The 21555-nt window shown below is 72.8% G+C and carries 13 protein-coding genes; 7 read left to right on the top strand and 6 right to left on the bottom strand.

The genetic code is table 11. The features are described 5' to 3' along the window. Positions 1–237: 237 nt before the first annotated feature. On the bottom strand, positions 238–3114 hold the full coding sequence (locus WME76_RS00065; protein ID WP_437958188.1) for an ArnT family glycosyltransferase: 2877 nt from the start codon (positions 3112–3114) through the stop codon (positions 238–240). Between the two features lie 111 nt (positions 3115–3225). Continuing rightward, complete coding sequence (locus tag WME76_RS00060) at positions 3226–4116, bottom strand: response regulator transcription factor (protein WP_437958187.1); 891 nt, start codon at positions 4114–4116, stop codon at positions 3226–3228. A gap of 187 nt (positions 4117–4303) precedes the next feature. Between WME76_RS00060 and WME76_RS00055 the strand changes: the two genes are divergently transcribed. Beyond that, entirely contained in the window at positions 4304–5374 is a 1071-nt protein-coding gene (locus tag WME76_RS00055; protein WP_437958186.1) for an RluA family pseudouridine synthase, read from the top strand. Here the strand turns inward: WME76_RS00055 and hrcA are convergent. Further along, on the bottom strand, positions 5367–6410 hold the full coding sequence (hrcA, locus tag WME76_RS00050; RefSeq protein WP_437958185.1) for a heat-inducible transcriptional repressor HrcA: 1044 nt from the start codon (positions 6408–6410) through the stop codon (positions 5367–5369). The two genes, WME76_RS00055 and hrcA, sit on opposite strands and share 8 nt — an antisense overlap. Positions 6411–6727: 317 nt before the next feature. Between hrcA and WME76_RS00045 the strand changes: the two genes are divergently transcribed. The 3 genes from WME76_RS00045 (at position 6728) to WME76_RS00035 (ending at position 9294) form a co-directional block, all read left to right on the top strand. After that, positions 6728–7519, top strand: a complete 792-nt coding sequence (locus tag WME76_RS00045) for an extensin family protein (RefSeq protein ID WP_437958184.1) — start codon at positions 6728–6730, stop codon at positions 7517–7519. A gap of 70 nt (positions 7520–7589) precedes the next feature. Then, the gene (locus WME76_RS00040; RefSeq protein WP_437958183.1) at positions 7590–8660 is read left to right on the top strand and encodes a hypothetical protein; all 1071 of its coding nucleotides are present in this window, start codon (positions 7590–7592) and stop codon (positions 8658–8660) included. A gap of 112 nt (positions 8661–8772) precedes the next feature. Continuing rightward, positions 8773–9294: a Fur family transcriptional regulator gene (locus WME76_RS00035; RefSeq protein ID WP_437958182.1), complete on the top strand. Its 522-nt coding sequence runs from the start codon at positions 8773–8775 to the stop codon at positions 9292–9294. Between the two features lie 44 nt (positions 9295–9338). On the opposite strand, the gene WME76_RS00030 is transcribed toward WME76_RS00035, so the two are convergent. Together WME76_RS00030 and WME76_RS00025 are read right to left on the bottom strand one after the other, a co-directional pair. Then, positions 9339–11780, bottom strand: a complete 2442-nt coding sequence (locus tag WME76_RS00030) for an HAD family hydrolase (RefSeq protein ID WP_437958181.1) — start codon at positions 11778–11780, stop codon at positions 9339–9341. Between the two features lies 1 nt (position 11781). After that, positions 11782–13044, bottom strand: coding sequence for an aspartate aminotransferase family protein (locus tag WME76_RS00025; RefSeq protein ID WP_437958180.1), 1263 nt, complete (start codon positions 13042–13044; stop codon positions 11782–11784). Positions 13045–13335: 291 nt separating this feature from the next. Here WME76_RS00025 and grpE point away from each other — a divergent pair, with 291 nt between their 5' ends. The 3 genes from grpE (at position 13336) to WME76_RS00010 (ending at position 20011) form a co-directional block, all read left to right on the top strand. Continuing rightward, positions 13336–13923 carry a nucleotide exchange factor GrpE gene (gene grpE, locus WME76_RS00020; protein WP_437958179.1) on the top strand — a complete coding sequence of 196 codons (588 nt, stop codon included), beginning with the start codon at positions 13336–13338 and terminating at the stop codon, positions 13921–13923. A 184-nt stretch (positions 13924–14107) separates the two neighbouring features. Continuing rightward, positions 14108–15970 carry a molecular chaperone DnaK gene (dnaK, locus tag WME76_RS00015; RefSeq protein ID WP_437958178.1) on the top strand — a complete coding sequence of 621 codons (1863 nt, stop codon included), beginning with the start codon at positions 14108–14110 and terminating at the stop codon, positions 15968–15970. Between the two features lie 120 nt (positions 15971–16090). Then, positions 16091–20011 carry a serine/threonine-protein kinase gene (locus WME76_RS00010; protein ID WP_437958177.1) on the top strand — a complete coding sequence of 1307 codons (3921 nt, stop codon included), beginning with the start codon at positions 16091–16093 and terminating at the stop codon, positions 20009–20011. A 128-nt stretch (positions 20012–20139) separates the two neighbouring features. Here the strand turns inward: WME76_RS00010 and dnaA are convergent, their stop codons facing one another. Then, the gene (gene dnaA, locus WME76_RS00005) at positions 20140–21555 is read right to left on the bottom strand and encodes a chromosomal replication initiator protein DnaA (RefSeq protein WP_061618634.1); all 1416 of its coding nucleotides are present in this window, start codon (positions 21553–21555) and stop codon (positions 20140–20142) included.

Raw genomic sequence — 21555 nt, 5'->3', positions numbered from 1 at the left:
GGCATCCCTTTCAGCACGAGGCGTGCCTGCACCTTCCCGTAATAAATTCAGCTACTTAGAATGTGCCAACAGGAGATTCCTTTCGCTCCTGCGCGTTCATGGCGACAGGCATGCTAGGAATTTCCTTACGCAGCAATACGACGCTGCGCGCACAACAGCACGCCTCGAACCCGAGCAAACGTACAGGGCCACAGACGGACAGCGCCTGTGGGCCGAGCTCCTTCAGGAGCCGCTCTGTCACTCGAACGTCGCGCGAACGACGAGAAACTTGTTGTTGAGCTCGATAGAGGTGAGCTTCTCGAAGAAACGGGGGTTGCCGAGCTCGTTCGAGAGCGAGCTGGTGCGCCCGTGCTCGGTGACGAAGTAGAAGGTCCTCACACCCTTCTTCTTCTGTTCATTGATGTAGTCCTGGAACTTCTTTCCGCTCGATACGAAGGCCGGCAGCTTGTTGCCGGCATAGAAGTTCTCGCCCTTCCAGTTCAACTGGTAGGCGACGAGCGGCCCAGGGATCTCCTGGCTCGCGCGCATGTAGGCGAGCAAGGTCTCGCGCTGCCCCCAGTGCGGCGACGTGCGCACGAAGTAGACGTCGAGCCCCCACGCCGTGAACGCGACGGCGAGCGAGAGCAGCGCATACAGGACGTGACGGCGAAAGCGCGCGACCATCAGCAGCAAGCACAGGACCGCCGCGGCGACGGTGAACGCCCACAGGGTCGCGGAGAAGTCGAGCGACTGCGGCCAGGGACGCTTGTAGTTGTACGTGAACAGGTGCAGCAACCTGGCCTGGCTCGGCTGCCCCTCGCGGGCCATCGCGAGGTCGCGCCCGACGAAGAAGACCAGGATCGCAGCGCCGACGGCGACCGCGCCGAGCATCGCGCGCTCGTAGACGACCACGGCGCTGGAGCGCGCCGACGGCGGCGCCGACGAAGCGTCGCTCCAGCCACGCGCGAGCCCGCGCGCGCCGCCCTGGAGGCGCAGCATGTCGTCGAGCAGGATCCCCGTGAGCATCGCCGCCGGCGGCACGGCCGGCAGGATGTAGTGGTGGAACTTCGTCAGCATCAGCGAGAAGAGCGCGAAGCCGAAGATGAACCACATCGCCAGGAACACCGAGGCGTCGCTCTGGCGGACATCGGCCGAGGCGGGCGCGCCTGAGGCTCCCCCCTCCCCGGCCGCTGCCCCCTCGCGCCGCCTGAGCCACCACACGAGCGACGCGGGCACGAGCCCCGTCCACGGGAACATCGCGTAGCCGAGCTGCCACACGTAGTAGCGGAAGCTCACGTCGTCGCCCTCGTTGGTGTCGTGGACGTGCGTGAACGCGCGCTTGAACATGTCGTGGAACAGCAGCCTGTCGGTGAACGGCTGCCCGTGCCGCGCGTACATCGCGACGAACCAGGGCAGCGCGACGCACGCGAGCACGAGCAGCCCGACGGGGATCTCCATCTTGAGCAGGTCGCGGTACCGCCGCGAGACGACGACGTAGCCGAGCGCGCAGAGCACCGGGAGGCCGAAGCCCGCCGGCCCCTTGGCCATCGTGGACAGGGCGGCGAAGAACCACGCCGACAGGAAGAGGAGCCGCTGGACGCGCCGCTCGCCCCAGCTCGCGTACAGGACGATGCCGAGCGTCTGCGCCCAGATGAGCGCCTGGAGCGCGGGCTGCAGGCCGGGGAGCACGGGCAGCACCGACCGGCAGGCCTCGTTGCCGGGGAGCCCGCAGTTGCCAGGGGAGCCCGAGCTGAAGACGTCGCCGTGGAGGCGCACGCCGAACGGCGCCGGCTGGATCTCGACGTGCCGCGACAGCAGGTAGAGGATCTGCGGCAGCGCGCAGGCGATGATCACACCGAGCACGAGGTGGTAGCCGGAGACGCCCACCTTGAGCACGCCGAGGTCGACCTCGTAGACGCGCGCCTCGCGCGCCTCGTCGGTGTGGATGCCGAGCAGGAGCAGGGCCATCGCCGCGGCCATCGTCGCGACGAAGGGCATGTCCGTCATGGTCTGGTGCGAGACCATGAACCACTGCGGCATCGTCGCGAGGACGACCCCCGCGAGCAGCCCCGCGCGGCGGCTGAAGATCGTCGCGATGGCCTTGTAGAGGAGGTAAACGGCGACGAGCGTCAGCGCGAAGATGGGCAGCCTGACCGCCCACTCGGGCCACGGCGTGCGCCCTTCGGCGACGGCCGAGAGCATCTCCCCCGATCGGTAGCGGACGCCGAAGGCCGCCATGGCGAGCGCCTGCATCCAGAAGTCGAGCACCGGCTTCGACCAGAACCAGCCGTCCTGCGCCCACCAGAGCGAGATCCAGTCGTTCCGCGCCAGGATCTCGCGCGCGACCTCGCCGTAGTGCGTCTCCCACGGATCGGTGAGCGAGTGGCTCCCGAGCATGGGCAGGTAGAGCAGCGTGACGAGGGCGACGAGCCAGAAGCCATGCCGCCGGAGCAGCGGGCGCGGCGCGCCCGTCTCGTCGAGGCGACCGGGGCCGAGGCGCTCGCCGATCCGGAAGGCGCCGACCACCGCCGTGAGGAACGCGGCAGGCATCGCGACCGCAGGTACCGCCAGCGAGATCAGCGCGGGCGCGCCATCCCGCGAGAGGGAGAGCGGCGAGAAGTAGCCCGCCACGGTGAGCGTGATCAGCGCGAAGGACGCGGCGAGCCCGCCCCCGAGCAGCGCGAGCGGGCCGAGGAGATCGCGGGTCCGGACGCGCGCGGCGACGCGCTCGGGCGGGTCGTCGAACGTGCCGAGCAGGTCGAGCAGGCCGAGCGTCGCGACGCCGACCCCGAGCGCGCCGAGCGGGACCCCCCAGCGAAACTGGGGCGCGAGCGCCATCACGACGAACGCGAGGAGCGAGCCCGCGGCGAGCACGGCGGCCCCGCGCCAGCGGAGCGGGTTGCCCTGCGGAACGAGGCGCTCCTCGTCGGCGTCGGGATCGACGTCGTCCGTACCGGCTCCGCCGTCGTCCTCCGCCGCCTCGCCCTCCGGAGAAGGAGCGCGCAGCGGAGGAGCGACGCGCCGCTCGGCGGCGCCGGAGCTCTCCACGTCACCCGCGGCCGTCTCGTCGCCCGCGGTCATGTCGTCGCGGGCGTCCGCGATCGCGCCGCTGCTCTTGTCGTGCGTGTCGTTCATGGCTGCGCCGGACGCGGAACGAGGCGCGGGCCTGGCGTAGCAACTCCACGTCCCCGGGCAAAGCAGCGGCCGCATGCTCGCGCGCGACGGACCGCCGCGAGCAGCGCGCGGCTACTTCGTCAGGCGCGCGATCTCTTCCTTGATGATCGTCTCGGCGAGGACCGGCACGACCTCCCAGACGACGCGCTCCACGACGTCGCGGGACAGCGCCATCACGGCCTCCACCTGGTCGGCGGAGAGGCCGAGGCCCTCGAGCTTGCCCGCCATCTGGCCGTTGACCTGCGCGGAGGCGGAGGCCGCGACCGCCGCAGGCCCGGACGCCGTCTTCGGCACGCCGGAGACGGGCGTCGGCGAGAAGGCCATCGTCGTCTGCGGCAGGCCCGACGGCGCGCCGCCCGGCGCCGCCGCCTTGACCGAGGCCTGCGCCGGCGCGGCGCTGGTGGTGGCCGGCGCGTTCGGCGTGTAGATGAGCGTCTTCGCGCGCTGGAGCGGGCTCGCAGCGGCGCCGGCGGGCTGCGCTGCGGCGGCCGCGGGCTGCGCGGCGGCCGCAGGCTGCGCGGCGGCAGCGGGAGAGCGCGCGGGCGCCGCCGCCGCGGCAGCGGGAGCCGCCGCCGCAGCAGCGGCCGGCTTCGCCTCGCCGCGCGACGCCAGCAGCTTCTTGACCTTGTCGATCATCTGCTGCGTGTCGAACGGCTTGTCCATGTGGTCGTCGGCTTGCGCGCTCGAGCCCTTCGCAGGGTCGAACGGGTTCTGCTTGGACGACAGGATCAGGACGGGCGTCGCCGGGGATGCCTGCTTGATCGCCTTGCACAGCTCGTAGCCGTTCTTCGGCTCGAGCGTGACGTCGGCGATCACCAGGTCGGGTTTATCGCTCTTGAGCTTCTGCAGCGCAGCGTCGGCGCTGCTCGCCGTCACGACGCGGAAATCCTGACCCGCAAAGGTGATTTCGAGCACTTTGCGCATGGTCACGCTGTCGTCTACGGCGAGAAGGGTGCTGGCCACGAACGGGTCTCCTCTCAGATGGCGAGAAAGCGATGACGGCTCTGGATATCTTCGGCCCCGGTCGCGCGATGTGTCAACATTCGCGGTGTATTTCGCCCGCGGCCCCCGCGGATGAGCGTTTTTTCGCGCCGGTAGAGCCCGGCCCCACGCTGGTGGGCGGGGCCGAGGCGCCCCCTCACGAGCTCTCATGCCCCCGCCCCGACCCGCCCGACCCGCCCCTCCCCCGCCCCAGGATCACGCCGACCCGACCGCCGCCGACCCGACCGGGCCGGTTCGACCCCCGCAGGACGGCCGCTGGACGGTTCCGGCAGCGCTGGACCGGCGGCCGCTCGACGGCGCGATCCGGGCGCTCGCCTCGGTCTCGTGGTCCGACGCGCGCCGGCTGATCGAGACCGGCAAGGTGCTCGTCGGGAACGCCGTGGCGATGAGCGCCCGGCGCCGGGTGCTCAGCGGCGAGCGGATCGAGGTCCGCCTGAGCGCGCCGCGGCCCGAGACCGTGCGCCGGCGCAAGCTCGAGGTCGAGCTCGTGGTCTACGCGGACGCGAGCGTCGTCGTCGTGAACAAGCCCGCCGGGGTGAGCACCATCCCGTACGGCGACGAGGACCCCGCGGAGCAGGCCGCGACGCTCGACGCGCTGGTGCGGGAGGTGCTGGCCCGGCGCGACCGCCTGCGCGGGCGGGCGCCGCTCGGCGTGGTGCAGCGCCTCGACAAGGGGACGAGCGGGCTGCTCGTCTTCGCGCGGACGCTCGCCGCGAAGAAGCACCTCGCGCAACAGCTCCGCGTCCGCTCGATGCACCGGCAGTACCTCGCGCTCGCGCACGGCGCGGTCCCGCGCGGCACCCACCGCAGCTACCTCGTCGAGGACCGCGGCGACGGGCTGCGCGGCTCCGCGAGGGACGGCCGACGCGAGGGGCAGCTCGCGGTGACGCACGTCGAGCCGATCGAGACGCTCCGGGGGCTGGACGAGGCCGGGGCCGCGGGCGTGACGCTGGTCGCCTGCCGCCTCGAGACGGGGCGCACGCACCAGATCCGCATCCACCTCGCGGAGGCCGGGCACCCGCTCGTCGGCGAGACGGTCTACGTGCGCGACCACCGCGGGCCGAGGATCCCGGCCCCGCGGTTGATGCTCCACGCGGCCGAGCTCGGCTTCAGCCACCCGTCCGACGACCGGCCGATGCGGTTCCAGGCGCCGCCGCCCGCCGACTTCGACGAGGTGCTCGAGCGGCTCCGCCAGCCGCGGCAGAAGGGCGCTACTTGACCTTGCCGCGCGCCTCGCTCATCGCCGCGGCGGTCGCGTCGACGAGCGGCATCACCTTCGCGTAGTCCATCCGCGTCGGGCCGAGCACGCCCACGGTCCCGGCCACGCGCCCGTTCTCCATGTACGGCGCGGCGACGAGGCTGAGCTGACCTCCGCCCAGATCGCCCGCCTCGCTGCCGACGAAGACGGTGACCTCGCCCGCGCCCGCGGCGAGGGTCCGGTCGAGCAGATCGACGAGCTCCTCGCGCTCCTCGAGCGCCTTCATCAGCTTCCTGAGCCGGTCGACGTCGGCGTACTCCGGCAGATCGATGAGGCGGTTCTGCCCCTCGATGACGACCTCGCTCCGCCGCGTCACGTCGGCCGTCGCCTTGCTGCCGAGCTCGAAGGCGCGGCGCCTCAGCGCGTCGATCTGGAGGCGCTCGTCCGCGAGGCGGCGGGCGAAGAGATCCCGGATCTCGCCCAGCGTGCGCCCCTCGATGACGTCGGCGAGCAGGTTGTGGATCCGGGTGAGCTCCCCCTCGTTGATCGCCTCGCCGACCGAGATGAAGCGGTTCTCGACCGAGCCGTCGGCGAAGACGAGCACGGCGAGGATCTGCCCGGGCTTCGTCGGGATGAAGCGAAGCTGGGCGAGGGCGCGGATCTCCGCCCGCGGCGCCGCGACGACCGCCGCGGCGCCCGACAGCTCCGAGAGGTAGCGCCCCGTCTCGCGGAGCGGGTCGCTCGCCACCGTGTAGATCTCGGTGAACCGGGCGGTGAGCTCGGCCTGCTGCTCGGGGGAGAGCGACCGGAGCTCGACGAGCGCGTCGATGAACAACCGGAGCGCGCGATCGGTCGGGATGCGCCCCGCGGAGGTGTGCGGCTGGTGGAGGTAGCCGGCCTCCTCGAGATCCGCGAGCACGTTGCGGATCGAGGCGGCCGAGAGATCGAGCCCGTACTTCCGCGCGAGCGTCCTGCTGCCCACGGGGTCGCCGGTCGCGATGAACTCGGTGACCGCGGCGAAGAGGATCTTTCGAGCGCGATTGGAGAGATCTCCCATGTCAACTGCGTGCGGCGCGTGCGCGCGCCGCGGCGGCTACCTGGACCAGGGACTGCCCGGACCGGGAAGCCATGCGGACCGGGCCTTCGCTCCCAAACGTCAAGACGCGCGGGCGGGCGCTGGGCCCACGAATGCGCATGGGGTCTATTTTGAGGCGATCGCGCGGCCCGGTCAAATAGCGCGGTAGGATGGGCGCGGCCGCCGCGCCGGAGGCCGCGGTTCCCGCGGTTCCGGTGATTCCTGGTCGCCCGAGGTTCGCCCGGTGAACCTGGGCTCCCCGGGAGCGCGACGCGCGGCGACGCCACCCCAGCACAACGATGCCGTCCGCACGCCACGCCGCCACCGCCTGCGCGCTCGCCCTCGCGCTCGGCCCGCTCACGACGCTGCCGACCGCGCAGGGCAAGCCGAAGGTGAAGTTCCATCAGGACTGGGCCAGGCACCCGTCGGCGCGCTACGCGGCGATGAGCGCGGAGCAGTGCCGGGAGGCGCTCGCGCGGCGGAAGATCGCGTTCGAGCCGGTGCGGCGCGCGCCGGGCGTGCTCGCGCCGGTGCGGCTCACGCAGGGGGTCGGCGGCGTCCTGTACCGGACGGCGGAGCCGGCCCACCGGCGCGCGGACAACCCGAACGACGTCTTCGACTGCCGCCTCGCGCTCGCGCTCTCGGACTTCAGCCGGATCCTGCGCGTGCACGACGTCACCGAGGTGCTGATGTACTCGGCGTGGCGGCCTCCGTCGGCGATGTGGCCCGAGGGCAAGCTGGCGACGAGGCACCCCGGCGGGCTCGCCATCGACGCCTACCGGTTCATCAAGCGGCGCGTCGGCGACGCGTTCGCGGAGGAGTGGCTCGACGTCGAGCGCGACTTCGTCGGCAGGCGCGGCGCGCCGGTGTGCGGCGAGGGCGTAGGGAAGCCGGCGACCCGCGGCGCGGCCGCCAAGGGGACGCGCGGCCTTCCGGCGGACGCGGCGGCGCGCGAGCTGCGCTCCATCGTGTGCGAGGCCGCGGACCAGCACGTCTTCACGTCGATCCTCACGCCCAACTACGACCGGGCGCACAAAAATCACCTGCATCTCGAGGTGACCCCCGGCGTCCAATGGCAGCTCGTGCGCTGATCCGGGAGGGGCGGCCCCCCCGGGCGCAAACCCGCTCTCGCTCCGAGGTCGACCCGCTATGTTAGCCCGCGTGATCGCACGAAGACCCCCGCCCCCCCGCGCCTCTGCCGCGTCCGCCGCGCTGGCGCTCGCCGCCATGGTGCTGTCGTTCACGTTCGTGGGCTGCCCGTGCCTCAGCGGCCCCGTGAACGCGAGCCCAGGCCTGCGGTGGTTCCTCTTCTCGAACTTCGGCGCCAGCAAGATATGCCCCGAGATGCTGAAGAGCGGGGTCGCGCTGCGCCTGCAGGACAGGTCGTCGTCCATCGGGCGGTTCTTCCCGATGCAGTGCTCGTACGACGTCAACGACGCGGCGCAGACGGTGACCGTGCACATCGCCGGCACGGGGTACGGCTACATGCAGCCGGCGAAGCGGGTGGGCTTCTCGCTCACGACCTCCGTCGAGTACCGGCCCGACTTCCAGATCGCGGGCGACGACGTCTACGTGTGGGGACGGCTGAACCGGATCGTGCAGGGCCCGAGCTTCCAGCTCGGCTACGTCGAGAACCCCGTCATCGACGTGATGGCGAACGTCCCGCCGTTCGGGGGGCTCGCCAACCTGCTCGGCAACCAGATCGTGGCGGGCGAGATGACCCGCGGGTTCACCGTTGTCTACAACGAGGAGACCGGGAAGGACTTCACGCTCGGGATCCTGATGCCGCCCCAGCGGCCGCACCACCCGTTCGAGGTGGAGGACGACGAGCGGTACACGTTCGCGAACGAGGTCATCGAGGTGCACGCGCACCAGCGCGACTACCTCGGGCCGTTCGAGGTCGCCGACGTGGACCAGGCGCTCTACCTGAAGGCGAGCGTGCAGGGCGCGCCCGTGGACATCATGATCGTCGACAAGCCGACGGGCGACGCATGGCGCGAGGCCTACCAGACCGGCAAGCCGCTCGGCCCCCCGCCCGGCCCGGTGCAGGCGGGTGGCCCTCTCCAGCCCGGGATCATCGAGACGCGGCGCTACGCGCTGCGCCCGGGCCTCTACTACGTCGTCATCGACAACACGTCGGCGGCTGGGCTCGTCGCGCCCCCCGTCACGCTGCTCAGCCCCCTCGGAGGGTCGGCCGCGCAGGTCAGCTACATGGCGCAGGTCGGCGAGTGACGCCGCAGCCGGCGACAGGGTGACGCGGTCAGAGAATCAGGGAAGGCGCGGCGCGCCGAGCGGCGTGGCCGCCGGCCTTGACGCGGTTCGCCGCGAACGGGATAAACTCGCCATGGCCGTCATCGCGAGAGAGGGGGACAGCGTGACCCACGTCGACAAAGTTGCCCTCGACCGGCTGCGCGCTCGCCTCCAGGCGTACATGGCCAAGAAGGGGCTGAGATCGACGGCGCAGCGCCGGCTGATCGTCGACACGTTCTTCTCGGGCGCCCCCCACATGACCATCGAGGACCTGCTCACGGAGGTGCGCGCGCGGGACCGGGGCATCGGGTACGCGACCGTGTACCGGACGCTCAAGCTGCTCGCGGAGTGCGGCGTGGCCTCCGAGCGCCGCTTCGGGGACGGCCTCAGCCGCTACGAGCTGGCCGACGACGCCAGCACGCACCACGACCACCTGATCTGCCTGAGCTGCGGGAAGATCATCGAGTTCGAGGAGCCGCGGATCGAGGCGCTCCAGGACGAGATCGCCGCGAAGCACGGCTTCGAGGTGACCTGGCACAAGCACGAGATGTACGGCGTCTGCCTGGAGTGCCGCGAGGGCGACGCCAAGGACGACGAGGACCAGGACGTCTCGTAGCCCGCCGCGCGGCGAGGACCCGGAGGCGGGCCCTCGCGCGGCGCTCAGCTCTTCGCGTCGAGCGCGCGGGCGTGGACGACGGCCATGACGCCGCCGAGCAGCGAGGCGATGGGCGCGTAGGCCGGCGGGAGCACGAACGCGGAGATGACCGCGGCGCCGACGAGCGCCGGGGCGACGCTCAGCGCGAGGCCGACGCGCGCCTCCAGGCGCGTGCGGTGCGCGAGCGCCAGGGACAGCGCGGCGTCGCGGACGTCGTCCGAGGCGAGGACCACCGAGAAGTCGGCCGGCGCGGAGCCGGCGGCGCCGAGGGCCACGGAGACGTCCGCGGCGCCGAGCGCAGCGTCGTCGACGCCCGCGTGGCCGAGCACAGCGACGCTCGTGCCCGCGTCGATCAGGCGGCGCACCTCGCCGCCGCGATCCGCGGGGAGGATCTCGGGGCGGATGTGGTCGATGTCGAGCGAGCGGCCGATCGCCTCGCACGTCTCGCGCGCGTCGCCCGACATCAGCACGGGCTCGATCTGCGCGTCGAGCAGGTGCTGGATGGCGGCCCGCGCCCCGGGGCGGAGCCCGTCCTGCAGGCCGATGACGCCGACGAGGCGAGCGCCCACCGCGACGAGCACGACCGTGCGCCCCAGCGCCTCGAGCTCGGCGACGCGGCTCTCGGCCGCGGCGATCGAGATCCGCTGCTCGAGCATGAGCGCGCGGTTGCCGACGCAGAGCTCCTCGCCCGACGAGGTGACGGCCGTCACGCCGAGGCCGGGGTGGAAGTTGGGGTTGCGCACGCCGTCCGGCCGCAGGCCGCGGGCGCGGGCGGCGCGCACGATCGCCGTCGCGACGGGGTGCTCCTCGGTGCGCTCCGCGCCGGCCGCGAGCGCGAGCACGTCGCTCGGCGTGAGCTTCTGGCCGGTCGCCTCGAGCTCCGCGAGCTCGGGCTCGCCGAGCAGCAGCGTGCCGCGGGCGCAGAACACGGCGACAGAGACCCGACCGGCGCGGTCCCAGGCGTCGGCGCTCTTGTAGACGATGCCCCGGCGCAGCCCGAGCAGGATGCCCCGCGCGACGTGGACCGAGGCGATCGAGGCCGTGATCGCCGTGGCGAGCGCGGCGAGCACGGCGGTCGCCGTCATCGCGATCTCGACGGGCGCCCGCCCGGCGACGAAGGCGGAGAGCGCGGCGATCGCCGCGGCGCCGAGCGCCCACCGCTCGGTCAGGGCGCGGGAGGCCTGCGCGATCGGCGCGAGGGCGTCCGCGCGCCGGCGGGCGTCGAGCAGCACGCGCGCGACCGCGCGATCGCCGCCCGAGAAGGTGCAGGCGCCGACGAGGCGGCCCCGGACCACGGTGGCCCCCGCGACGATCGGGTCGCCGTCGCGGCGACGGGCGGGCGTGGCGGCGCCGATCCAGGGGAGCACCTCGACGTCACCGCCCGTGACCACGAGGTCCACGGGGACGACCTCCCCGGCGTCGACCTGCACGCTCTCGCCGGGCCGCAGCTCGTAAAAGAGCGCGTCGCCGGCCTCCTCGGCGGCAGCGTCGTCGCCGCCGCGGGGAAGAGCCCGGTCGGCAGGCGCCGGGCTCTGCGCCCACGCGCCCGGCGGACGGCGCGCCGGCGTGGAGAGCACCGACCCGATCCAGGCTCGCTCCGCGAACACGCGGTGACGCGCGCTCTCGATGAGCCAGGCGCTGATCGCGCTGGCGGTGGCGATGACGCCCGCGAGCGACGCCGCCTCGGCCGCGAGCGCGCGGTCCTGGCCGAAGAGGGCCCAGACGGCGGCCACGAGCCCCCCGAGGACGGGGGCGATCATCGGCGCCGGGTGCGGATCCGTGGCGTCGCGCGCGGTCGTGGCGGCGCGGCCGAGGAGCATCCCCGCGCTCACCGTGGCGAGCACGATGCGCGCGCCGATGACGAGCTTGGCGTCGCCGGCGAGCGTGAGCGCGACGGCGAGCGTCCCCGCGATGATCGCGAGCACGAGCAGGAGCGCGCCGATGTCCCGCGCCTCGATCGACTCGTAGCGCTGCGGCTCGTCGCTCAGGATGGTGTTCCCGATCGGCTCGAGCAGCGCGCGGTCGTCGTCGAGGACGGGCAGCTCCGGGAGGCGCTCGTCGAGCGACACGGGCGGGAAGGCGTCGACGATCGGCGCGTCGAGATCGGCGGCGCGCGAGGCGCCGTCGTCGGCGCCTGCCCACGGGGGCTCGGCGCGCGGCGCGGCGGCGTGAGGCCCCGCGGCGCCGTGCAGCGTCCCCGACGAGAGCCCTCGGGCAGGAGCGCCGGGGATGGGCACGCCCGAGCCCGCGAAGCCGGCGGGCCGGCCGTCGCCCGGCGCAGGCGTCACCTCCCCGAGGAAGGCGTGGCGGCACCGGGCGTTGCAGAAATAATGGAAGCGCTGGTCGAAGATCGCGACGTGCCCGGCGCGGAGCGGATCGATCAGCTTGCTGCAGCCCGAGCACGGGAGGGGCGCGACGGCGGGCCCGGCTGCGCGCGAAGAGACCACCTCAACCCGCAGCCGGCATCTCGGAGAGCGCGGCCTCGACCTCGGCCAGGGCCTCGTCGATCTGGGCCTCGCTCACGACGAGGGGCGGCGTGAACCGGAGCACGTTGCTGCCCGCGACCGTGAGCAGCACGCCCCGGTCGCGCGCGCGGCCGAGCGCGACGCGCGTGTCGACGCCGGGCGCGAGGATGAGCCCGCGGAGCAAGCCCCGTCCGCGCTCGCCGACGCACACGTGCGGCAGCTTCGCCGCGATGGCGGCGAGGCCGCGGCCGAGCTGCTCGCCGCGCTTCACGGCGGCCTCGCAGAGCTTCTCTTCCTCGATCACCGCGAGCACCGTGCGCGCCGTGGCTGAGGCGAGCGCGTTGCCGCCGTAGGTCGAGCCGTGCGAGCCCGGGGGCAGCGCGCTGTTGAGCCGCTCCCGCAGCACCAGCGCGCCGATCGGGAACCCGCCGCCGAGCCCCTTCGCGAGCGCCGCCGCGTCGCCCTGGACGCCGTCGTACGTCGCGCCGAGCCAGTGCCCCGTGCGCCCGATGCCGGTCTGCACCTCGTCGAGGAGCAGCAGCGCGCCGTGCTCGTCCGCGATGCGCCGCAGCTCGGCCAGGAAACCGGGCGGCGCGGGCAGGACGCCGCCCTCCCCCTGCACCGGCTCCACGAGGATCCCCGCGACGTCCGGGCCCATGGCGGCGCGCACCGCGGCGACGTCCCCATAAGGCACGTGCGTGACGCCCCCGAGCGAGGGGCCGAAGCCCTCGCGGTACTTCGGCGTCCCGGTCAGGGCGACCGCGCCGAGCGTGCGGCCGTGGAACGCGTTCTCGAACGCGATGATCCGGTAGCGCTCCGCCTGCCCCTGGTTGAAGAAGTGGCGGCGCGCGAGCTTGAGCATCGCCTCGTTCGCCTCTGCCCCCGAGTTGCAGAAGAAGGCGCGGTCGAAGCCGGTCTTCGCGCAGAGCTCCTCGGCGAGGCGGAGGTTCTCGGCGTTGTAGAAGTAGTTGGAGACGTGCATGAGGCGGCCCGCCTGCTCGGCGATCGTCGCCACGAGCCGCGGATGAGCATGGCCGAGCGACGCCACCGCCACCCCGGCATACATGTCGAGGTACCGGCGCCCCTCCGTGTCGAAGAGCTCGCAGCCCCTGCCGCGATCGAGGACGAACGGCGGCTGGCGGTAGTTGCCGAGGAGGTGCTTCTGCGCCGCGAGGAGCGGCGAGGCGGCGGGCGTCGAGGCGTTCGCCGGAGGCGGTTCGCCGGCGGGGCTGGTGGCGATGCTCATGGGGCCCGATCTAACGCCGGGCAGGGGGTCGGAGCAAACGGTCGATGCACGCCGGCCGCGGATCGCGGAGACCCGGGCAAAAACTGCCTGAAACGCGCGTCCGGAGCGCGTCCGGAGCGCCCGCGCGCCGGCCCCCGCGGGCGTCCCCGGCCGATCCGGGAGGCGCCGCCGCCCGAGCGCGCCGGCGCTCGCCGCCGGGCCGCTCGCGATCCCTTGGCTCCTTGGGCCCTTGGCAATCCCTGGGCCTGGCGATTGCCAGCGGATCGCGGCTGGTTATAGTGCCGCCGTCCTATGAGCGATTCGGAACAAATTGGGTCGAGCCAGAACACCGAGGAGCAGGCGGAGGCGCAGGCGGAGCGCGCGGAGCCCGCAGAGCAGCGAGCCCCCACGCCCGAAGACAAGCTCGGCGAGGTGCAGGCCGAGGCCGCGCGGATGCGCGAACAGCTCCTGCGCACCGCCGCCGACTTCGACAACTTCCGTAAGCGCTCCCGGCGCGAGGTCGAAGAGGCGCAGCGCCGCGGCCGCGAGTCGATCCTGAAGGATCTGCTCCCGGTCTTCGACAACCTCGAGCGCGCCGCCAGCCACGCGGAGAACGCGCCCGACGTGAAGTCGGTCGCCGAGGGCGTGCGGATCGTGGCGAAGCAGTTCGTGGACACGCTCGATCGCATGGGCATCAAGCGCATCGCCGCGGTCGGCAAGCCCTTCGACCCGAGCGTGCACGAGGCCATCCAGCAGATCGAGTCGACCGAGCACCCGGCCGGCGTCGTCATCGCGGAGGTCCAGCCGGGGTACATGCTCGGCGATTACCTGATCCGCGCGGCGATGGTCGTCGTCTCGAAGGGCTCGCCCGGCGCGTCGTCGACGTCCGAAGCGAACTGAGGCGCGTCTCTGCGCGGCGGCTCCATCGGCGCACACCTCCCGCGCCGCGCGCATGATGGCGGTGCTCCTCTCCGTGATCTGCTGTGCCCCGCCACCTCACCGCACGATCTCCCCAAATATCGCGGACGCCAAGGTCGTCTCCCCACCCGGCGAGCATCGAGGCCTGTAGTATCTTTCGCCGCATATGGGGAAGGTGATCGGCATCGATCTCGGGACGACGAACTCGTGCGTGGCCGTCGTCGAAGGGGCAGGGGTCGGCTCGGCGAACGACGTGCGGGTCATCCCCAACGCCGAGGGCGCGCGCACGACCCCCTCGGTGGTCGGATTCCCCGCGAGCGGCGAGCGCCTGGTCGGGCAGGTCGCGCGGCGCCAGGCGGTCACGAACCCGCAGAACACCATCTACGCGGTGAAGCGCCTGATGGGCCGCAAGTTCAGCGCGCCCGAGGTCAGCAAGCAGATCTCACTCGCCCCCTACAAGATCGTCGAGGCGCCGAACAGCGACGCGTGGGTCGAGGTCAAGGGGCGCAGCTACTCGCCCCCCGAGATCTCCGCGATGATCCTCGGCCAGATGAAGCAGGTCGCCGAGCGGTTCCTCGGCGAGCCGGTGACGGAGGCGGTGGTCACCGTCCCCGCCTACTTCGACGACGCGCAGCGACAGGCCACGAAGGACGCAGGGCGGATAGCCGGGCTCGACGTGCGCCGCATCATCAACGAGCCGACCGCCGCGGCGCTCGCGTACGGCCTCGACAAGGTCAAGGCCGAGACGATCGCGGTCTATGATCTCGGCGGCGGGACCTTCGACATCTCGATCCTCGAGATCGCGAGCGGGGTCTTCAGCGTCAAGGCGACCGGCGGCGACACCCACCTCGGCGGGGAGGACTTCGACCAGCGGCTCATCGACCTGCTCGCCGACGAGTTCGACAGCAAGAACCGCATCGATCTGCGCCGGGACCGCATGGCGCTGCAGCGGCTCAAGGAGGCGGCGGAGAAGGCGAAGCACGAGCTCTCTTCGTCGCTCGAGACCGAGATCAACATCCCCTTCATCGCGGTCGGCCCGGGCGGCGGGCCGCTCCACCTCGAGCGGACGATGCGGCGCAACGAGCTCGAGATGCTCTGCGAGAGCCTCATCCGGCGCACCGTCGACGTCTGCCGCGCGACGCTCGCGGACGCCAAGCTGCCCGTCTCCGCCGTCAACACGGTCGTCCTCGTCGGGGGCATGACGCGGATGCCCGCCGTGCAGGCGGCCGTGCGCGAGTTCTTCGGCCGGGAGCCGAACAAGGGCGTGAACCCGGACGAGGTCGTCGCCGTCGGGGCGGCGCTGCAGGGCGCCGCGCTCTCGGGGCACGTGGACGAGGTGCTGCTCCTCGACGTGACGCCGCTGTCGCTCGGCGTCGAGACCGGCGGCGGCGTGATGTTCAAGCTCATCCCGCGGAACACCACGATCCCCACCGAGCGGAGCGAGATCTTCACGACGAGCGTCGACAACCAGAGCTTCGTCCCCGTGCACGTGCTCCAGGGCGAGCGCGAGATGGCCGCCGACTGCCGGAGCCTCGCCCGCTTCGAGCTCACCGGCATCCCGCCCGCGCCCCGCGGGCTGCCCAAGATCCAGGTCACCTTCCGCATCGACGAGAACGGGATCGTCCGCGTCGAGGCGCGCGATCTCGGGACGGGGCGGGTGCAGGAGGTCCGGGTGACCCCGACGAGCGGCCTCACCCCCGACGAGGTCGACCGGCTCGTCTCGGAGGGCGAGCGGTTCAAGGAGACCGACGCGCTCCGCCGCGAGCTCGCCGAGCTCCGCAACCAGGCGGAGACCCTCGTCTACACGACCGAGCAGGCCCTCGAAGGCTACGGGGATCTGCTCGACGCCGAGCTCCTCGGCGAGGTCCACGCCGAGTGCGCCGCGCTGCGGAAGCTGCTCGACGGCGGCGGCGACCTCGACGCGCTCCGGGCCGCGTACGCGCGCCTGGAGGGGGCGGCGTTCCGGATCGCGGAGTCGATGTATGGAGGGGACGATGACGCCGGCGCGAACAAGGCCGTTGAGACGTGACGCGCGGCCGGTCGACGCGGCCGGAGGGCGAGCGCCGGCTCGCGCGAAGGCCGCCGGTCGTCCCCTCCGGAGCGCCGCGCGCGCTCTAGGCGCAGGGCTGCGCGGGGCGCAGGCGGGACGATGCTGAACGAGACCTTCGGGCGCTACCGCCTGCTCGAGCGCCTCGGCGAGGGCGGCATGGCCGAGGTCTTCAAGGCCAAGAGCTTCGGCGTCGAGGGGTTCGAGAAGGTCCTCGTCATCAAGCGCATCCTCCCCAAGCTGGCGGAGCAGGGGCGCTTCGTGGACATGTTCGTGCACGAGGCCAAGCTCGCCGTGCGCCTCTCGCACGCGAACATCGTCCAGGTGTTCGACCTCGGCCGCGTCGACCACCCGAACGGCGACCCGACCAGCTACTTCATCGCGATGGAGTACGTCCCCGGGCTCGACCTGGCGACGCTGCTCGCCCGTTGCCGCCGATCGAAGCGGCCGATCCCGCTCGGCATGGCCGTCTTCATGGCGGCCGAGATCGCGAAGGCGCTCGACCACGCCCACCGGCGGCGCGACGAGCAGTCGCGTCCCCTCGGCATCGTCCACCGCGACATCTCGCCCCAGAACATCCTGCTCTCGTGGGAGGGCGAGGTGAAGGTCACCGACTTCGGCATCGCGAAGGCGACGCAGTCGATGACCGACGAGGAGGTCGGCGAGAAGCGCGCCGGGCGCATCCGCGGGAAGCTCGCCTACATGAGCCCCGAGCAGTCGCGCGCGGGCGCGATCGACGGCAGGAGCGACCTCTTCTCGCTCGGGACGGTGCTCTACGAGATGCTCGCCGGCTCGAACCCGTTCGCGGCGCCGACCGCGTTCGAGGTCATGCGGCGGCTGCAGGCGAGCGAGTACCCGCCGCTCGCGCTCGTGCGCCCCGACGTGCCGAGGCCGCTCGTCGACATCGTGAGCACCATGCTCGCGAGGAGCGCCGAGGATCGGTTCCCCGACGCCGGGCGGCTGCACGAGGCGCTGCTCGGCTTCTTCTACGCGACGGGCGAGCGGTTCGGGGCGAACGATCTCGCCGAGTTCCTCGCGCCGTTCCACGAGGAGAAGGCGGGCGCCGAGCTCGAGGCGAGCGCCGTGCTCGAGGAGGAGCCGATCGGCGCCAACGAGCGCACGCCCGTCGAGGTGCCGCACACGACGAGCACGCGCACCCGCACCGCGTCCGGGCTCCTCCAGCTCCTCGAGAAGGCCGACAGCAGCCCGGCCACGCGCGGGCTCGGCGAGCGGCGCGAGGTCACGGCGCTCGTGCTCATCTTCACGAGGTCCGGAGAGGACGCGGCGCTGCGCATCGCCCGCGCCCGCGAGGTGCTGGCGCGCCACGGCGCGCTGCTCCTGGAGGAGGAGGCGTCCCAGCTCGTCGCCATCTTCGGGCTCGGCGACGCCGACGGCCGCGACACCGAGGCCGCGGTGCGCGCCGCGCTCGTGATCCTGCGCTCGCGCGGCGGGGGCGCGGCGGTCTCCGCCGGCATCCACCTGTCCCGCATCCTGGTCGACAGCGCCGGCGCCCCGATCCGCGACGAGCGGCTCACCTCGCTCATCGCCTCCGCGCAGGCGCTCGCCCGCGCGACCGAGTCCCAGGTCGCGGTGTCACACCTCACCGGGCGCGTCCTCCGCAACGCGTTCGCGACCGAGGAGCTGCCCGGCGCGGGCCGGACGGCGCCCGAGGGGGGGCGCGTCGTCACCTCCGCGCACCCGCCGGACGGCGCCTACGGCCGCTTCGTCGGACGCCGCGACGAGCTCAAGCAGCTCGGCGACATCCTCGCCGCCGCGACGAGGAAGCGCGCGCAGATCGCGGTCATCCAGGGAGAGCGCGGCATCGGAAAGACGCGGCTGCTCGCCGAGATGGAGCGGCGGCTCTCGAAGGGCGACTACAACGTCGGCGTCTACGTCGCGTCGTGCCCGCACAACGGCGCCGACGTCCCGTGGAGCGGCCTCACCGCGATGCTGCAGGTGCTCTGCGGCATCCAGGAGGGCGACGACGAGGAGCGCATCCGCGCGGTGCTGCCGCGGCTCCGGGCGCTCGGCCTGCGCGAGGACGAGTCCGCGGCCGTGCTCGGCCAGCTCGGCGCGTCGCTCGCCGACCAGCGCGCGCCGCAGGGGACGAGCGCGATCCTGCGCGCCGCCTTCCCGCGCATGGTGCAGAGCCTCTGCGAGGACCGGCTCCACTGCTTCGCCTGGGACGACGCGCAGGCGATGGACCAGCTCACCGCCGAGACCCTCCTCGCCACGGCCGGCCGCGCCGGCGGGCTCCGCGCCGTGCTGATCCTGGCGACGCGCAGCGACCCGCCGCCGCTGCTCGAGGCGCACCCTCACTTCTACCGGATGCAGGTCGGGGAGCTCTCGGACAACGACGGCGCGCGCCTCATGTCGGCGCGCATCGGCGCGACGCTCCTGCCGCCCGAGCTGCTCGCCTTCTGCCGCGAGCGCGCCGGCGGCCACCCGCTCTTCCTCGAGGAGCTCATCAAGGAGCTGAGCGACTCCGGCGCGCTCAGCGTCTCGGGCGGCGTCGTGAAGGCGCGGCTCGACGGCGCGTCGGCGGTGCCGCGCTCGCTGCGCACCCTCATCGCCACCCGCGTCCGGCGGCTCGACCCGAGCGACCGCGCCGTGCTCCAGGCCGCGGCGATCCTCGGCGATCCGGTGCCGACCGAGGTCCTCGCGGCGCTCCTCCAGCAGAAGCTCTCGGCCGTGAACCGGGCGATCTCCGGGCTCGCGACCCGCGACCTCTTGCGGCTCAAGGGCCCCGCGCAGGCGAGCTTCGCGTCGCCCATGCACGGCGAGATCGTCCTCGACGCGATCCCGCCGGAGCTCCGCCGGGAGCTGCACGCCGCGGCCGCGGCGGCGTACGTCGCCGTCGTCGGCGAGGAGAGCGCCGAGCACGCCGAGCGCATCGGGCAGCACTTCTATCAGGCCGGCGACCGCGACCGCGCGGCCACGTTCTACGCGCGGGCGGCGCTCCACAAGATCCGCGCGAGCCAGCTCGACCCGGCGCTCCGGCTCATCTTCCAGGCGCTCGATCTCGGCGACCACGCCCGCCGCGCGCCGGCGGAGCTCTCGGCGTGGCTCGGCGCGCTCGCGGACGTCGTGGTGCGCGTGCGCTCCGCGCCCGATCTCGGCGACGTCGTGGCCCGCGCGCAGCGGCGCATCGACGAGGCCGGCACCCCGGAGCAGAAGCTCCGCGCGCGCGTCGACGTGGCGCGCGCCCTCGGCGCGGTCGACCTCTTCGCGGACGCCTACGCGAGGCTCGAGGAGGCGTACGCCCTCGCCGGCGACCGCGAGGATCTCCGCCGCAAGGCGCTCGCGTGCGAGACGGAGATCGGCGTCAGGACGGGCGACTACGCCCGCGCGGTCGGCGCCGTCGAGCAGCTCGAGGCGATGGGCGAGATCGACGACGCCAGGCTGCTGCTCGCGATCTCCCAGACGCGCGCGGCGATGGGCGACATCGAGGCGGCGCTGCGCGCGCTCGATCGGGCGGAGGCGCTCGCCGCGCCGGGCGATCTCGCGGCGGCGAGCGAGCGCGAGAAGCAGCGCGTCCTCGTGCACGTCTTCCTCCGCGACTTCGAGGCGGCGGTGAAGACCTCCGCCCGCGCCGTCGACCTCGCCCGGTCCGCGGGCATGCGCTTCGAGACCGCCGCCGCGCTGCACAACCTCGGCGACGCGAGCCGGCGGCTCGGCGATCTGCCGCGCGCCTACGCGGCGCTCACCAAGTCGAGGGAGCTCGCCGAGGAGAGCGGCCACGAGCGCCTCGTCTCGATCAACCGCGCGCACCTCGCCTACCTCGACGGCCTGAACGGCGCGGCCGGCGCCGTCGATCTGCTGCGCGAGCTCGCGCGCTACGCCGACGCGCGCTCGTACCGGACGGACGCCCTGGAGGGCCGTTACCTGCTCGGCGCCCTCCTGAAGCACAGGGGCCTCGTGGAGGAGGCGCGTCTCGAGCTCGCGGAGGTGCTCGAGCTCGCCTCCGCGTACGGCAACAAGCTCATCGCCGACGACGCGCGCGCCGCGCTCTCCGAGATCTGACGTCCCGGCGCCGTGTCGGCGCGCGGACGCGGGCCGAGCGCCGGGCGGGGCCCCGGAGGAGCCGCCCGCGCGCGGCCGGGGAGCGGCGGCAGGAGTGGGAGGACTACGGCGCGCGACGCGCGCCGATCTCACTCGTCGGCGAGCTTCTTCTCGAGCGCCTCGAGGTGGGCGCGGACCTGCGGATCGGAGTCCCGCTGCGCCTCGATCTTGCGGACCGCGCTCATCACGGTCGTGTGATCGCGGTTGCCGAAGGCGCGCCCGATCTCCGGGAAGCTGCACTTCAGCCGCTGCTTGCAGAGGTACATCGCCACGTGGCGCGCGAAGGCCACGCTCTTGTGGCGGTCCTTCGAGGTGAGGTCGATCGAGCGCAGGTGGAAGTGGTGGCACACCGCGCGCTGGATGTCCTCGACGCTCATCATCTGCGCCCGCGGCGGCGACGTGGCCGTGATCTCGGCGCGCGCGAACGGAAGGTCCACCGGGCGGCCCGTGAGCGAGCTCTTGGCCGCCAGCCGGATCAGCGTCCCCTCGAGCTCGCGGACGTTCGAGCGGACCATCTGCGCGAGGTAGAGCGCCACGTCATCCGTGAGCGCGATGCCCTCGAGCGCCGCCTTGTTCCGGACGATCGCGACGCGCGTCTCCAGCTCGGGCACCTGGATGTCGGCGACGAGCCCCCACGAGAACCGCGAGACGAGGCGCTCTTCCATGCGCTCGAGGTTCTGGGGGTACTTGTCGCTCGTCACCACGATCTGCCGATCGAGCGTGTGGAGCGCGTTGAACGTGTGGAAGAACTCCTCCTGCGTCTGCTCGCGCCCGGCCAGGAACTGGATGTCGTCGACGAGCAGCACGTCGCAGTTCGACCTGTAGCGCGCGCGGAACTCGTCCATCCGGTGGTGCTGGATGGCCGTGATGAAGTCGTTCGTGAACTTCTCGGCCGAGACGTAGATGATCCGCGCGTCCGGCCTGCCCTCGAAGACGCGGTGCGCGATCGCGTGCATGAGGTGGGTCTTGCCGAGCCCCGTGCCGCCGCAGATGAAGAGCGGGTTGTACCGGCGCCCCCCGCCGCCCGCGGCCGCGATCGCGGCCGCGTGCGCGAGCTGGTTCGAGGGGCCCACGACGAAGCTCGCGAAGGTGTGCTTCGGGTTGAGGTCGTCGGGCAGCGACGAGACGCGCCGCAGCTGTGGCTCAGGGCGGGGCGCGGGCGCGGGCGCCGCGCTCGTCGGGCGCACCACGAGCGCCCGCGGACGCACGGGGGTGAGCTCCACGCGCCGGGCGACCGGCGAGTCAAGGTGCTGATCGACCGTCCACGCAACCTGGACCGACCAGCCCGTGAGCTCGCGGATCTTGTCCGTCAGCGCAGGCAGGAAGTTGTCCCTTACCCACTCGAGGACGAACTCGTTCTGGACGCGCAGCGTGAGCACGCCGTCGGTCAGATCATCGAACTGAACTCCGCCAAACCACTGATCAAAAGTTGCGGGAGAAAGCGCCCGCGTATGCTCGATCGCCCGATCGAAAATTTCGCGCGGCTCGTGTTTCGGAATCGTCAT

The sequence above is a fragment of the Sorangium sp. So ce119 genome, from assembly GCF_051524405.1.
Taxonomy (GTDB): Bacteria; Myxococcota_A; Polyangia; order Polyangiales; family Polyangiaceae; genus Sorangium; species Sorangium cellulosum_G.
This window is presented reverse-complemented; position numbering and strand designations above follow the sequence as displayed.

Excerpts from the sequence above, each read along its gene's own strand:
- WME76_RS00065 (WP_437958188.1), bottom strand. The coding sequence starts at position 3,114 with ATGAACGACACGCACGACAAGAGCAGCGGCGCGATCGCGGACGCCCGC.
- WME76_RS00055 (WP_437958186.1), top strand. The coding sequence starts at position 4,304 with ATGCCCCCGCCCCGACCCGCCCGACCCGCCCCTCCCCCGCCCCAGGAT.
- hrcA (WP_437958185.1), bottom strand. The coding sequence starts at position 6,410 with ATGGGAGATCTCTCCAATCGCGCTCGAAAGATCCTCTTCGCCGCGGTC.
- WME76_RS00045 (WP_437958184.1), top strand. The coding sequence starts at position 6,728 with ATGCCGTCCGCACGCCACGCCGCCACCGCCTGCGCGCTCGCCCTCGCG.
- WME76_RS00035 (WP_437958182.1), top strand. The coding sequence starts at position 8,773 with ATGGCCGTCATCGCGAGAGAGGGGGACAGCGTGACCCACGTCGACAAA.
- WME76_RS00025 (WP_437958180.1), bottom strand. The coding sequence starts at position 13,044 with ATGAGCATCGCCACCAGCCCCGCCGGCGAACCGCCTCCGGCGAACGCC.
- grpE (WP_437958179.1), top strand. The coding sequence starts at position 13,336 with ATGAGCGATTCGGAACAAATTGGGTCGAGCCAGAACACCGAGGAGCAG.
- dnaK (WP_437958178.1), top strand. The coding sequence starts at position 14,108 with ATGGGGAAGGTGATCGGCATCGATCTCGGGACGACGAACTCGTGCGTG.
- WME76_RS00010 (WP_437958177.1), top strand. The coding sequence starts at position 16,091 with ATGCTGAACGAGACCTTCGGGCGCTACCGCCTGCTCGAGCGCCTCGGC.
- dnaA (WP_061618634.1), bottom strand. The coding sequence starts at position 21,555 with ATGACGATTCCGAAACACGAGCCGCGCGAAATTTTCGATCGGGCGATC.